Source organism: Streptomyces sp. CA-111067 (genome assembly GCF_050956065.1).
Taxonomy (GTDB): domain Bacteria; phylum Actinomycetota; class Actinomycetes; order Streptomycetales; family Streptomycetaceae; genus Actinacidiphila.
In genome coordinates, this window is record NZ_CP192103.1 from 2,496,862 (window position 1) to 2,511,207 (window position 14,346).

General features: G+C 73.4%; 9 protein-coding genes. 5 read left to right on the plus strand and 4 right to left on the minus strand.

Going from position 1 to position 14,346, the window contains the following annotated elements:
* Positions 1-231: 231 nt before the first annotated feature.
* A complete protein-coding gene (locus ACQPW6_RS10870) occupies positions 232-3,570 on the plus strand; it encodes a S8 family serine peptidase (RefSeq protein WP_433889366.1) in 3,339 nt (1,112 codons plus the stop codon).
* Between the two features lie 127 nt (positions 3,571-3,697).
* Here the strand turns inward: ACQPW6_RS10870 and ACQPW6_RS10875 are convergent, their stop codons facing one another.
* Entirely contained in the window at positions 3,698-6,211 is a 2,514-nt protein-coding gene (locus ACQPW6_RS10875; protein ID WP_433889367.1) for an FtsX-like permease family protein, read from the minus strand.
* A 133-nt stretch (positions 6,212-6,344) separates the two neighbouring features.
* Positions 6,345-7,160 (minus strand): ABC transporter ATP-binding protein, encoded by an 816-nt coding sequence (locus ACQPW6_RS10880; protein WP_433889368.1) that lies wholly within the window; start codon positions 7,158-7,160, stop codon positions 6,345-6,347.
* A 489-nt stretch (positions 7,161-7,649) separates the two neighbouring features.
* Here ACQPW6_RS10880 and ACQPW6_RS10885 point away from each other — a divergent pair, with 489 nt between their 5' ends.
* The 3 genes from ACQPW6_RS10885 (at position 7,650) to ACQPW6_RS10895 (ending at position 11,539) form a co-directional block, all read left to right on the plus strand.
* A complete protein-coding gene (locus ACQPW6_RS10885; RefSeq protein ID WP_433889369.1) occupies positions 7,650-8,432 on the plus strand; it encodes a DUF4253 domain-containing protein in 783 nt (260 codons plus the stop codon).
* A 740-nt stretch (positions 8,433-9,172) separates the two neighbouring features.
* On the plus strand, positions 9,173-11,245 hold the full coding sequence (malQ, locus tag ACQPW6_RS10890; RefSeq protein WP_433889370.1) for a 4-alpha-glucanotransferase: 2,073 nt from the start codon (positions 9,173-9,175) through the stop codon (positions 11,243-11,245).
* Positions 11,246-11,293: 48 nt separating this feature from the next.
* The gene (locus ACQPW6_RS10895; RefSeq protein WP_433889371.1) at positions 11,294-11,539 is read left to right on the plus strand and encodes a hypothetical protein; all 246 of its coding nucleotides are present in this window, start codon (positions 11,294-11,296) and stop codon (positions 11,537-11,539) included.
* A 120-nt stretch (positions 11,540-11,659) separates the two neighbouring features.
* Here ACQPW6_RS10895 and ACQPW6_RS10900 read toward each other — a convergent pair whose 3' ends face one another.
* Positions 11,660-12,166, minus strand: a complete 507-nt coding sequence (locus ACQPW6_RS10900) for a MarR family winged helix-turn-helix transcriptional regulator (RefSeq protein ID WP_433889372.1) — start codon at positions 12,164-12,166, stop codon at positions 11,660-11,662.
* A gap of 108 nt (positions 12,167-12,274) precedes the next feature.
* Between ACQPW6_RS10900 and ACQPW6_RS10905 the strand changes: the two genes are divergently transcribed.
* Complete coding sequence (locus ACQPW6_RS10905) at positions 12,275-13,672, plus strand: MFS transporter (RefSeq protein WP_433889373.1); 1,398 nt, start codon at positions 12,275-12,277, stop codon at positions 13,670-13,672.
* A 111-nt stretch (positions 13,673-13,783) separates the two neighbouring features.
* On the opposite strand, the gene ACQPW6_RS10910 is transcribed toward ACQPW6_RS10905, so the two are convergent.
* The gene (locus tag ACQPW6_RS10910) at positions 13,784-14,344 is read right to left on the minus strand and encodes a GNAT family N-acetyltransferase (protein WP_433889374.1); all 561 of its coding nucleotides are present in this window, start codon (positions 14,342-14,344) and stop codon (positions 13,784-13,786) included.
* Between the last annotated feature and the right edge of the window lie 2 nt (positions 14,345-14,346).

Sequence of the window (14,346 nt, forward strand, 5' to 3'; positions counted from 1 at the left end):
GGGGAACGTGCTCGGAACCCGCCGCCGAATCAGCGCACTTGACCCGGTTCGTCACCGTTGGCGCATGGCGGATATACGTCACGGCGGGACCATCTCCGAGTCAACGGCCTCCAAAGACTTGTTAATTCGAGCAAGGTGAGCGCTCGTACGGCTCCTTCCGAACGCCAGTCCCGCACACGTTCCGAACGCCAGTCCTCAGCACGCCACCTCGACGGCCGAACAGGGATGCTCATGCCACTCGCTCACATATCCGGGAAGAGACGCGCGGCCCGTGTCGCGCTGGCCGCCGGCCTGGCGGCGGCGCTGTCGGTCGCCGCCCCGGCGCTCGCCGCCGCGGACTCGCCCGCGCCGCCCGCCGCCTCCGACTCCCCCGCGACGCCCGGCGGTCCCGCCGCCCCGGCCAAGGACGCGGCGGACAAGCTCGGCTCCGCCGACGCCGCGCTGCTCGCCAAGGCCAAGGCCGACCGCGACAAGAACGTCACCTTCATGATCGCCGCCGCCCCCGGCAGCACCGCGCAGGTCAGCGCCCAACTGCGGGCGCACGGCGCCGGAGTGGGCCAGACGTACGACAAGCTCGGCTACGTACGCGCCACCGTGCCGACCGCCAAGGCGGACGCGGCCATCGCCGCGGCCCAGAAGCTGCCCGCGGTGCTCGCGATCGACCTGCGGCAGGAGGTCAAGCTCGACGACCCGACGCCGGCCGCCGACACCACCCCCGCGGTGGCGAAGAAGGCCGGCCACGGCAAGCCGTCCGCCACCTACCCCGGGCCCGGCAAGAACACCCCGGCCAAGAACCCGTACCAGCCGGCCTTCGAGACCGGCGCGGTGGACTTCGTCAAGGACCACCCGTCCGCAGACGGCCGCGGCGTGACCGTCGGCATCCTGGACGCGGGCGTCGACATCGGCCACCCGGCGCTGCAGAAGACCACCACCGGCGAGCGCAAGATCGTGGACTGGGTCACCTCGACCGACCCGATCATCGACGGCGACGGCACCTGGCGCCCGATGGTCACCGCCGTGTCGGGACCGTCGTTCACCGCCTCGGGCCGCACCTGGACCGCGCCCGCGGGCTCGTACTACTTCAGCACGTTCGCCGAATCGGCCACCGTCGGCGGCGACATGGCCGGCGACCTCAACCGGGACGGCGACACCACCGACGTGTGGGGCGTGCTCTACGACCCGGCCGCCGGCACCGTACGGGTGGACCTGGACAACAACGGCGACTTCACCGGCGACACCGCCATGAAGCCGTACAAGGACGGCTTCCAGATCGGCCACTTCGGCACCGACGACCCGGCCACCGCGATCTCCGAGTCGATCCCGTTCACCATCGAGATCCGCAAGAACGTGCCCATGGACCCCTACGGCGGCACCTGGGTCGGCAAGACCGCGGACTTCGTCAACATCGGCATCGTGCAGTCGGAGCACGGCACCCACGTGGCCGGGATCACCGCGGCCAACGGGCTGTTCGGCGGCAAGATGAACGGTGCCGCGCCCGGCGCGAAGATCGTCTCGTCGCGGGCCTGCACCTGGAGCGGCGGCTGCACCAACGTGGCGCTCACCGAGGGCATGATCGACCTGGTCGTCAACCGCCATGTGGACGTGGTCAACATGTCCATCGGCGGCCTCGGTTCGCTCAACGACGGCAACAACGTCCGCGACCAGCTCTACAAGGAGCTCGTCGACACCTACGGCGTGCAGCTGGTCATCTCGGCCGGCAACGACGGCCCCGGCGTCAACACCATCAGCGACCCGGGCCTGGCCGACCACGTGCTCAGCGTCGGCGCGTCGATCTCCAAGGAGACCTGGGCGGCCGACTACGGCTCGCAGGTGACCGTGCCCTACTCGCTGCTGCCCTTCTCGGCCCGCGGGCCGCGTGAGGACGGCGGCCTGGCCCCGGTGATCACCGCGCCCGGCGCGTCCATCAACGCGGTTCCGACCTGGGAGGAGGGCGCGCCGGTCAAGGAGGCCGGCTACAGCCTGCCGCCCGGCTACGCGATGCTGCAGGGCACCTCGATGGCCTCGCCGCAGGCCGCGGGCGCGGCGGCGCTGCTGCTGTCCGCCGCCAAGGGCAGCCACCTCGACGTCACTCCGGCGAAGCTGCGTACCGCGCTGGTCAGCACCGCGCGTAACATCCGCGGCGCGCAGACCATCGACCAGGGCGCCGGCCTGATCGCCGTCGGGCCGGCCTGGGACCTGCTGCGGCGCGGGGTCACCTCCGACGCCTACACCGTCAAGGCGCCGGTCGACACCACCCTGTCCAGCTTCCTGGCGACCCCCGGTTACGGCACCGGGCTCTACGACCGCGAGGGCGGCCTGACGGCCGCTTCCTCGCGTACGTACAGCGTCACCGTGACCCGTACCAGCGGCCCGTCCTACGCCCAACTGCACACCCTCACATGGGCGTTCAACGACGGCACGTTCAAGGTGCCGAGCCCGCTGGTGCTGCTGCCGCTCAACAAGCCGGTGACGGTGAAGATCACCGCCAAGCCGCGGACGGCGGGCGTGCACAGCGCGCTGCTCAACGTCGACGACCCGCTCACCCGCGGCACCGACACGCAGATCGCCGCGGCGGTCGTCGTCTCCACGCCGCTGGCGGCCCCGTCGTACACGCTCAGCCGGTCCGGGACGATCGAACGGGACAGCACCACCTCGTACTTCGTGACCGTGCCGGCCGGCGCGACCACCGTCCAGGTGGCCATGAGCGGCCTCAAGGCGGGCAGCCAGACCCGCTTCGTCACCATGCACCCGTACGGTGTCCCGCTGGACTCCACGCAGACGCCGGACTGCTACCCCAACTACGACAACCCGGCCAACACCTGCCGCCCCGACCTGCGTTCCTACTCCGATCCGCTGCCCGGGGTCTGGGAGATCGAGGTCGAGGCGCGCCGCACCTCACCGCAGCTGGACAACCCCTACAAGCTCGACGTCACGGTGCTCGGCGCGGCCTTCGACCCGGCCGTGCAGACGGTGCCCGAGGCGAAGGTGGGCACACCGGCGCCGGTCAGCTGGAACGTCACGAACAACTTCGCGGCGATCAGCGGCGGTTCACTGAAGGGCGGCCCGCTCGGCTCGGCGTACACCGCGAAGCCGACCATCGCCGAGGGCGACGCCCAGACGACCACGCTGGTGCTCCCCGCGGGCGCCACCCGGCTCGACGTCTCGATCGGCTCGACGTCGGACACCGGCGCCGACCTGGACCTGTACGTGTACCGGGACGGCGTGCTCGTCGGCCAGTCGGCGGACGGCGACGCGGAGGAGGCGGTCAGCCTCACCGACCCGGCCGCCGGTACGTACACCTTCGAGGTGGACGGCTACGCGGTGCCGTCGGGTTCGACGACGTACGACTACGAGGACGTCTACTACTCCGACGGCCTCGGCCAGGTCGAGGTGGACGGCTCCGCACCGGTCGACCTGGCACACGGCTCGACCGCGCCGGTCTCGGCCACGCTGCTCGCGGCCGCCGTGGCGCCGGAGGGCAGGCAGCTCTTCGGCGAGGTGCAGCTGCTCAACTCCCGTGGGACGGTGGCGGGGAGGGGCAGCGTGATCATCACGAAGACCACGTCCTGAGGTGATGGTTCTGCGGTGACCGGGCCGGGCGGGTCCTCGTGACCTGACCGGTCCGGCCGGGGGATGGGCCAAGCGCTTAGAAGGCGCCTGGCCCATCCGTCGTTCGCCCACCCCCGCCCACCCCCGCTCACTCCCGGGCGGCGCCCGCCGCGGCCGGGTGGGAGCGGAGCAGGGCGCGGGCCGGGAGGCCGGTGGCGGCGAGGCCGAGGACGATCGCGCCGCCCGCGATGCCGAGGCCGGTGGCCGGCGGGACGTAGGGCGAACCGCCGGTCAGGCCGCGGGCGATGGGCACCAGCGTCACCCAGGCGATGGCCGAGCCGATCAGCAGCCCCGAGGCCGCCACCAGCAGCGCCTCCCAGCGGACCATGCCGAGCACTTGGCGGCGGGTGGTGCCCGCCAGCCGCAGCAGCGCGACCTCGCGGCGCCGGTCGAGCACCGTCATCACCAGCGTGTTGGCAGCCGCCACCGCGGCGAACCCGCCGAGCACCGCGGCCATCACGCTGTTCGCCCACGCGTTGATCTCCAGCTCCTTGTCCGCCTGGGCGCGGTAGCCGGCCCGGTCGGTGACGTTCATCCGCGCGACGCCGAGCCCGGCCAACTCCTTCCGCACCGCGGCCGGATCGGCGCCGGCCTTGTCCCGTACCAGCACCTGCGTGTCGAACGAGTTGTCCGCGTGGGCCGCGACCGCCGCCCGGGGCAGCAGCAACTGGCCGAGTCCCAAGCCCCGTTCGTAGGTCGCGACGACCCTTGGCCGGATCGTCGTGCCGTCGCCGAGCCACAGCGAGAGGCGGTCGCCGACCTTCACCTTCGTGGTGTCGGCGAGCAGCGAGTCCAGTGCCACCGTGCGGCCGTCGTTGGTCAGCGCGCTCAACGAGCCGGTCTTCACGCCCAGTTGCAGCACGTTCGACAGCCGGCCCGTGTCGCCGGAGACCGCCAGCACGCTCGTCGAACTCAGCGAGCCGGCCGCCCGGTACAGCGCGCCGGTGCGCAGCACGCCGACCGCGGTGTCGACTCCCTTGAGCCGCGCGGCCCGTTCGGCGGTGCCGGACGGCAGCCCGGCCGCGTCGGAGCCGACCACCTGGTCGGCCACCAGGCCCTGCTGGATCTGCCGGGACGAGGTGTGGGTGATCGAGCCCTGCATGCACAGCAGCGTCCCGCAGAACGCGGTGACCATCACGATCGGGGTGATGGCCGAGGCCAACCGCCGTGCCCCCGCACGGGTGTTGGCCGCCGCGAGCGAGGCCGCCGGACCGCCGGCGCGCAGCGGCAGTCCCAGCACCGTCGCGGCCAGCCAGGCCACCACCGGGCCGAGCAGCGCCACCGCGAGCAGGAAGGTCATCACGACGCTGAGCGCGATGTTGGCGGCGTCGTCACCCGAGGCGTTCGCGGCGACGACGGACAGGACGATGCCGCCGGCCGTCGCGGCCACGCCCAGCACGGTACGGATGATGCCCGGCCGGCGGCGTTCGACCGCGGCCTCGCCGAGCGCCTCGCTCGGCCGGGCCTTGGAGGGCCGGCGGGCGGCCAGGTAGCCGGCGCCCAGCGACGCCAGCACGCCCGCGCCGACCGCGCTCACCATCGGGATCCAGCCGACCGAGAGCGTCACGCCGTGCGGCACCGCGTCCTTGTGCACGAGCTGGTTCAGCCACCAGCGGGCCAGCCCGACACCGGGCAGGATGCCCGCGGCGCCGGCCAGCGGCGCGACGAGCATCGCCTCGGTCGCCACCATCCGGCGGATCTGCCGCGGGGTCGCGCCGATCGCGCGCAGCAGCGCGATCTCCCGGCTGCGCTGGCCGATCGCCAGCGCGACCGTGCCCATCACCACGAACACCGCGGTAGCGGTGGCGATCCCGCCGAACGAGCCGCCGACCCCGCTCAGGATCTCGCGGCCCTGGGCGAGCTGCGGCTGCTCGGCCTCGCCGCGGCCGTTGCCGGTACGCACCTCGGCCGCGTGGCCAACGGCCTTCCTCGCCTGCGCGGCGAGCTGGTCGGTGTCCACGCCGGGCCGCGGCAGCACGGCGACGGCGTCCGCCCGGCCCGGGTGCCCGGACAGGCCGCTCGCCGCGGACTCCGCCACGTACGCGGTCGGCTGGTGCTCACCGGTCAGCCCGGACACCCGGTAGGCGGCGGTGCCGCCGGGCGCGGTCAGCGTGACGGTGCTGCCGACGCCGAGCTTCGCGGCGCGCGCGGTCCCCGCGTCGAGCACCACCTCGCCGGCGCCGGGCGCCCTGCCCTGTACGGCGGTGGCGCCGTCGATCGCCCGCGCGTCCCAGTTGCGTCCGGTCAGCTGCGGCAGGTGCGCCGACTGCACGGGAAAGGCGATGTCCGGCACCGCGGCGGCCACGCCCGGCTGCCGGGCAACCTTCGCCGCGAGCGCGGTGTCGATCCGCGGCTGGTCGGGCAGCGGCTCCGACTCGGTGTCCTGGTTGTCACCGTGGCCGGTGGTGATGCTCGCCTGCGGGTCGGCCGCCACCACGACCGGCACCTGCGCGTATCGCACCGGCTTGACGTGTGCGGTCACCCCGGTCTGCAGCATGGTGCCGCACGCGGTGACGATGACCGCGGCGAACATCAGCGCGATGAAAGTGCCGGCGAAGGAGGCGGGCCGGAACCGGACGGAGGCGCGGGCCAGGCCGTTCATCGGATTGCCTTTCGTGTGCGAGGCGGGTGTGTTCTCTGGCGGGTCTTACGGATCTGGCAGGTCTTGGGGGTCTTACGGGGCCGGTCCCGGGCGGGCGGATCGTGCACGCCCCGGGGGGACGGATCGTGCGCGGTCATGCCGCCGCGCTCACCTGGCCGCCGCGGCCGGCCTGCGCGGTCAGGGCGACCATCCGGTCCGCGATCGTCTGCGGGTCCGGGCGGTGCAGCTCGCCCGCGAGGGAGCCGTCGGCCAGGAAGAGCACCCGGTCGGCGTACGAGGCCGCGGTCGGATCGTGGCTGACCATCACGACGGTGGCGCCCGCCGCGTCCACCGCCTGCCGCAGCAGCCCGAGCACGTCACGGGCGGTGCCGGTGTCCAGCGCGCCGGTCGGCTCGTCCGCGAAGATCACCTCCGGGTCGGTGATCAGGGCGCGGGCGATCGCCACGCGCTGCTGCTGGCCGCCGCTCAGCTGGCCGGGGCGGCGCCTGCCGTGCCCCTCAAGGCCCACCTGGGCGAGCAGGGCCGCGGCGCGGCGGCGGTCCGGGCGTTCGCCCGCGAGGCGCAGCGGGAGCAGGACGTTCTGCTGGACGGTCAGCGAGGGCAGCAGGTTGAACGACTGGAACACGAAGCCGATGCGGCTGCGCCTGAGCTGGGTGAGGCGGTTCTCGCTCAGCTTGGTGATCGGCTCGCCGCCGAGCAGCACCTCGCCCGAGGTCGGGCGGTCCAGGCCCGCGGCGCACTGCAGGAACGTGCTCTTGCCCGAGCCGGACGGGCCCATCACGGCGGTGAAGCTTCCCCTCGGCAGGGCGAGGGTCACGCCGCGCAGTGCGTGGACGGCGGCGTCGCCGCGGCCGTAGACGCGGCGGATGTCGCGGAGCTCGATCGCGAGCCCGGAGGGCTCGCTCAGCTGGGCGGACTGGTTCCGCTTCGTCTTGCGACGCGATGCCATGACTCCTCGTTTCGCCGGGGGCGCCTGCTTTTTCGTTCGCTCTCGACGCTACGGATCGCCTCGGCGGCGAACCATGACGTCCCCTGGCGTACCGGGGGTGGGGGTGGCCCCACCCCCACCCCCCGGGGTGGTGCGGGTCGTTTCCCCGGCTGGGCGCCGTGCCTGCCGGTTTTCCCACCCGCGCCGCCCGTGCGGGTGCGTCCTTGGGTGCGGGTCTTCTGGTGGGTGGGGGTCGGGGCCGGTCCGGGGCACCTCCTCGGGCTGATCACGGCACCGGGGTGAATTGCGGATCCCATGTCGTTCACAGCCCTGCGGGGGCACCCCGGACCGTCCCCTCCCAGGCCGAATGGCGGCTTGAGGCCGCTGGGGGGTGACTGGTGGGTTGCGGGGGTTCGTTGTCGGGTGCGGGTTACTGATGGGGCATTGCGCGCCCTGCCCGTCCCCGCCGGTGGTGGCTTGATTGTCGGTGGCAAGGTTTACCGTCGGGCCGTGACGTTCACCTTGCCTGACGGTTTGCCTCCCGGACGCTCCGAGCCTCCTGGTTCGGCGGGAATATGGATCTCGAACGAGCTGCCCGAGGACATCGAGCGATTGTGGGGCCTTCTGCTGGAGAAGCAGGAAGTCACAGAACTATTCCCGCTGCTGTGCTGGCCTGGTTCGCCCGCTCGGTCACAACTGGCCGAGGAGGATGCGATTCACCTGGAGGCGGTATTGGCGGCCGACTTCGTCGCATACCGGCGGCAGAGGCTACCGTTCTGGTCGAACCCCACACCCCAGGAGGTTCCCGAGGGAGTCGAGCCCTGGCCACACGATCCCGGGCCGCCGTTTGAGAACTGGCCCGGACTGGCGCCGCCGGTAGCGGTGGCCGCCGGCATCCCGTCACCGGCGCAGGCAGCTGGGCGCACGGTCGCCCGCCTCGTTCACGCGGAGTGGCATGAGCTCAAAGACTGCCGCCTTGCACTCGTCCCTGCACGGCGCAGCGCGGACCTCCCGGCGCTCCTGGAGTGGTCGTCGGAGGCCCCGGTGTCTCTGTTGTGTGCCTTGTTGCGCAGCTGGGAGGAGCGGTTTGGCACGCAGGTGGTGTCGGCCTGCAGGAACTCGCTGCGTGTCTCGGTCGCCCGGCCGCCCCAGAATCTGCGGGACGCGGAAGTCCTGGCGTGCGAGCACCTGTTGTCCACCGCGCAGAGTGTCGTCGACGACCCGCCAACGACGTTTCCTGACTACGCGGCCAGTTTGGTGGGGCGATCCGACTGGTGGTTCTGGTGGGATTAGGGCGTATGTCAAAGGTTCGGTCACAGCCACTCGTTGATGACGGCGACCAGTGCTGTCGCCTCGTAGCGAACCGCGAGCTTGTCGTATCTCGTGGCCACCGCGCGGTGTCGTTCTAGCCGATTGCTCCCGCACTCCAGCGCGTGACGTTCCCTGTAGCCCTCCTTTCTTCCGGGGGGTGAGGGTTTTGGATTGAACGTCGGACGGTCGGTTTCCACTCCCCGGTCGGTCACCTGACAACGGACCCCCGCCCCCACCGATCACCCCCAGCGGCCTCAAGCCGCCGTCCGGCCTGGGAGGGGACGGTCCGGGGTGCCCCCGCAGGGCTGCGAACAACACGGGGAGCACAACTCACCCCGGTTCCGTGAACAGCCCGAGGAGGTGCCCCGGACCGGCCCCGACCCCACCCACCAGAAGACCCGCACCCAAGGACGCACTCGCACGGGTGGGGCGGTGGGAAAAACGGCAGGCACGGCGCCCAGCCGTGAAAACGAACCGGCACCGCCCACCGGGGCGAAAACCCCACCCGGGGGTAACCGGGAGCGAACCACCACCTCCCCCACCCACCCCGGAGCCCGGAAACGTGACAGCTTCACTCACCAGGAGCGAACCACGACCTCCCCCACCCGCCCGGCGGAGCCGGGGCACCCCGCCGGGCAGATGGTGAGCCGGGTAGGGATCCCGCTCGCGGGGTAAGGGTGAGGGGGTCCGGCTGGCGGGGTCGGGGAGAAGATGGAGGGTGGATGGAACGGGTGCGGCTGGCCGCGTTGTACGGCGTGGATGTCACGTATCGGCCAGCGCCAGGCGCCGAAGTGAAGGTCTCGGACGACACCGTGATCGCCGTCCTCGCCTCCCTCGGCGTGGACGCCACCACGCACTGCGCCGTCAAGGACGCCATCGCGGCGTACGAACTCCGCGCGGCCCACCGGCTGCTCCCCCCGGTCACGGTACTCAGAGCCAACCGGGGCACCTTGCGCGAGGCGCTGCCCGGGCTTCCGGCGGGGACGCGGCTCACCGTGGACGGGGGGTCGGAGCGCACTCCGGACGCGCCGGGGGCGTACGCGCTGCGGGCCGCCACGGGGGACGGGCGGACCGCCCGGGGGGATCTGATCGTCGCGCCGGAGCGGCTGGCCGGGCCGCCCACCCGCACGTACGGGTTCATGGCGCAGCTCTACTCCACCCTGTCCCGCCGCTCCTGGGGCATGGGCGACCTCGGCGACCTGGCCGACCTCGCCGCCTGGACCGGCCGTACCCTCGGCGCCGGGTTCCTGCAGATCAACCCGCTGCACGCGGCCGTGCCCGGCCATCCGACGGACCCGTCCCCGTACAGCCCGTCGTCCCGCCGCTTCCCCGATCCGGTCTATCTGCGGATCGAGGAGATCCCCGAGTACGCCTACCTGGCGCCGGACGCCCGCGAGCAGGCCGAGAAGCTGCTGCGCCGGGCCGCCGCGCTGCGCGAATCCGTGCTGGTGGAGGGCGCGCTGATCGACCGGGACGCGGTGTGGGCCCTGAAGGCGGAGGCGCTGGCGCTGGTGCGCGGGGTGCCGATGAGTCCGGGGCGCCGGGCGGCCTACCAGGGGTTCCTGGCCGAGCAGGGGCAGGCGCTCGACGACCACGCCACCTGGTCGGCGCTCGCCGAACTGCACGGCTCCGACTGGCGTTCCTGGCCGACCGGGCTGCGCGATCCGCGGTCCGCGCAGGTCGCGCGGGCCCGCAGCGAGCATCTGGACCGGGTGGACTTCCACTGCTGGCTGAGCTGGCTGACCGACGGTCAGCTCGCGGCGGCGCAGCGGTCGGCGAAGGACGCGGGGATGCCGCTGGGCATCGTGCACGATCTGGCGGTGGGTGTGAACCCGTCCGGGTCGGACGCCTGGTCGATGCAGGACGTGCTGGCCAAGGGCATGTCGGTGGGGGCGCCGCCGGACGCGTTCAACTCCCGCGGCCAGGACTGGGGTCTGCCGCCGTGGCGGCCGGACGCGCTGGCCGCCACCGGCTACGCGCCGTACCGCGATCTGATCGCCCGGATGCTGCGGCACGCGGGCGGCTTGCGGATGGACCATGTGATGGGCCTGTTCCGGCTGTGGTGGGTGCCGGAGGGCCGGCCGCCGACCGAGGGCACGTATGTGCGGTACGACGCGCAGGCGATGCTCGGCATGCTGGCCCTGGAGGCGCACCGGGCCGGCGCGGTGGTGATCGGCGAGGACCTGGGGACGGTGGAGCCGGGGGTCCGCGAGGAGCTGGCCGACCGGGGCGTCCTGGGTACGTCGGTGCTGTGGTTCGAACGCGACTACGCCGCCGCCGACCCGCAGCCGCTGCCCCCGTCGGCCTGGCGGGAGTCGTGCCTGGCGACGGCGACCACCCACGATCTGCCCAGCACGGCGGCCCGGCTGACCGGCGAGCACGTCGAACTGCGGCACCGGCTCGGCCTGTTGACCCGGCCGCTGGCGGAGGAGCAGGCGGCGGACGCGGCCGAGGTCGCGGAGTGGATCGCGTTCCTCGGCCGGCTCGGGATGCTGCCGGAGGGCGCGGCCGACGAGGAGGCCGTGGTCAGGGCCGTGCACCGGTTCCTGGCGGCCACGCCGGCCCGGATGATCGGGGTGTGGCTGCCGGACGGGATCGGCGACCGCCGGCCGCAGAACCTGCCGGGCACGTCGGACGAGTTCCCCAACTGGCGGCTGCCGGTGGCCGGTCCCGACGGCACGCCGGTGACGCTGGAGGAGCTGGCCGACTCCCCCAGGCTGCACGCGCTGGCCGAGGAGGTCCGGCGGGCGCTGGCCGAGCCGGCCGGGCCCGGCGACGCGCCCGGGCGGCCGTAAAGACACCCCGGGCGCGCGTGCCGCTCGGGTGGTCACTACATTGAGGGCGTGGACAAGAAGCTCAACAAGATGGCCGTGCGCGCCGGAGTCATCACCGCCGGTACGACGCTGATGCTGCTGATCTCGTCTCCCGCCTTCGCGGTGGCCCGCGACGACGGCGACGACCCGGGTTCCGGCCTGAGCGTCCTGCAGACGCTCGGCCTGTTCGTGGCCTGCCCGATCGTGCTGTTCGCGATCATCGCCGGCGGCGTCATCCTGACCGACCGGCCGCGCAAGCCGCACAGCGACAGCTGATCCCGGTACGGCCGCACGCGCGAAGTCGGCACGCCGTGGCGGCCGGCCCCGCGTACAGCAGGCCGTCGGCCCGTTCAGGCCCCCGCCAGGTCCGGCGGGGGCTCAGTGCTGCCCGGCCGCTCAGCCGGCCGCCGGGTGCTCCAGCGACGCGAGCAGCTGCCGCAGCAGGTCGGAGATCCGTTCCGCGTCCTGCTCGCCGAGCGCGTCCAGGACGGACTTCTGCACGAGCAGTCCGGCGCCGACCGACTCGTTGATCGCCGCCAGGCCCCGCTGGGTCAGGCTGACCCGCAGCCCGCGCCGGTCGTCGGGGTCGGGGGCGCGCTCCAGCAGCCCGGCGCGTTCCAGCTTGTCCAGCCGGCCGGTCATGCCGCCGGTGGTGAGCATCAGCGTCGCGGACAGCTGCCGGGGCGAGAGCGTGTACGGGTCGCCGGCCCGGCGCAGGGTGGCCAGGACGTCGAACTCGCCGGTGCCGATCCCGTAGCGCTGGTACTCCTTCTCCATCCGCTCGCTCATCAGCCGGGCGATCCGGTAGATCCGGCCGAACACGGCCATCGGGAGCGTGTCGAGCTCCGGCCGCTCGGTGTTCCACTGGCCGGTGATCGCGTCCACGGCGTCGCGTTGCTCCATGCCCTCAGTATCCGGCGCTGTCCGCTCGACGGCAAGAAAGTTGCTTGACTCTAAGTCTCTTACGACTAAGCTACTTACTAACGACCTACTCCGTCCCGGGGGCGCACGATGCTGTTCCGCAAGCACACCACCACCTCGAAGGCGGGCACGTCCGAGCGCCGGATACCCGGCGAGCGGGCGATGCTCGGCGCGATGGCCGTGGACGCGGTCGGCTCCGGCATGTACGTGCCGTTCAACCTGGTGTTCTTCCACCACATCACCGGCCTGTCGTTCGCCGTGGTCGGCGCGGTCCTCACCGCCGTCGGGCTGCTCGGCATGGCCGCGCTGCCGCTGGCCGGCGCGGCGGTCGACCGGTACGGGGCCCGCCGGGTGCAGCTCGTCCTCTACGTCGTCCGCGGTACCGGGTTCGCCCTCTACCCGCTGGCCACCGCGCTGCCCGCCTTCGCCGCCGTCGCCCTCGGCACCGCCTTCGGCGACCGCGCCTTCCCCGCGGTGCAGCAGGCCAGGATCGGCGAGGTGGCCCTCGGCATCGACCGGGACCGGCTCCAGGCGTCGTCGCGCGCCCTGCGCAACGGCGGGATGGGCGCGGGCGCGCTGCTCGCCTCGCTGGTGATCACGCTGGCCGGCGACCGCGGCTTCACCGCGGCCGCCTGGCTGAACGCGCTGAGCTTCGCGGTGGCGTTCCTGCTGATGCGCCGGGTCCGCACCGTCCACGGCGGCGCCCCGAAGGGCGGCCCCGGGACCGGGTCCGCGCGGCAGGCCGCCGGCTACCGGGTGGTCTTCGCCGACCGGCCGTTCCTCGCCCTGACCGGCATCAACTTCCTTACCGCGCTGGGCTATTCGGCGCTCTCGGTGCTCTTCCCGCTGTTCATCGCGGGGAGGCTGCACGGCCCGCAGTCGCTGACCGGTGCCGCGTTCACCGTCAACACCGTGCTGTGCGGCGTCGGCGGGGTGGCGATCGCCGCCCGGGCCCGCAGGACCGGCGCCCGGCGCACCCGTTCCGCGGCGCTCGGCGCGCTGCTCTTCGGCGCGTCCTTCGCCGGGCTCGCCCTGCTGGGCGCGCTGCGGCCGCAGGACGGCTGGGTGGTGGCCGGCGCGCTGTTCGCCCTGGTCGCGCTGTACACGGTGGGCGAGATGGTGCACAGCCCGGCGGCCGGCTCGCTGGCCGTCGCCGCGGCCCCGGAACCGCTGCGCGGCCGGTACATGGCCGCCTACCAGCTGTCCTGGTCGCTGGCCGCCGCCCTGGCGCCGTCCCTGTTCACCGCCCTGTACGCCGCCGGGTCCGAGCTGCCCTGGCTGCTGCTGACCGCGCTCTCGGTGACGGCGGCGGCCGCGTTCCTCCGCCTTGAGGCCCATCTGCCCGCGTCCGTGGTCGAGTTGACCCCGACGACCCCGGCCGTGCACCGGCGCCCGCAGCCCCGCATCGAGGGTGGCGCGGACGCCGGTACGGCGGCCGGCGCGGCAGGAGGGGCGCCCGTCACCGAGCCGGCCGAGCTGACCGTCTGAGCCCGGCACGCCGGGCGGCCGGGCCGACAGCGGGGCCGGCCGGCGGGCGTCAACCGGCCGAGATCGGACGAGGTCGGACGAGGTCGGCGCACCCGCGTCAGGGCTGCGCGGTCACCAGACGTCGCCGTCCCGCCAGTCGCAGGTCAGGCCGCCGGTGGTGTCCAGCGAGGTGCCGGGCAGCGGCAGGACGTGGATCGAGCCGTCCTCGTCCGGTGTCGGCAGCACCCCGTCGGCCGGGGTGAGCGCGGCCGTCGGCCCGCGCCAGCGCTGCCAGCCGCGGGCGGTGTAGAAGCCGGTCGCCGCCTCGGCGGAGCTGAGTGCGCCGAGCTGGTAGCCGCCGCGGATCACCCGCTCGGCGGCGTCCATCACCGCGGCCCCGTAGCCCTGCCCGCGGCGGTCGGCGCGTACGGCGACGGCCTCGACGTACCCGGTGCGCAGCGCCCGGCCGCGGTGCAGCAGCCTGCGCTGGACGACCGAGGCGTGGCCGACGAGCTCGGCGCCGTCCCGGGCCAGGGCGTGCATGCCGCCGAGCGAGTGGTCCCAGTCGGCGTCGGTGAAGTCGCCGCCGCCCGGGCGCGCGGCGAAGGCGCCGTCGAGCAGCGCGCGGACGGCCGCCAGCTCGGCCGCGGAGAGTTGCGAGGTGTGGGCGAGGGTCACCCGTAAGTCGGTCACAC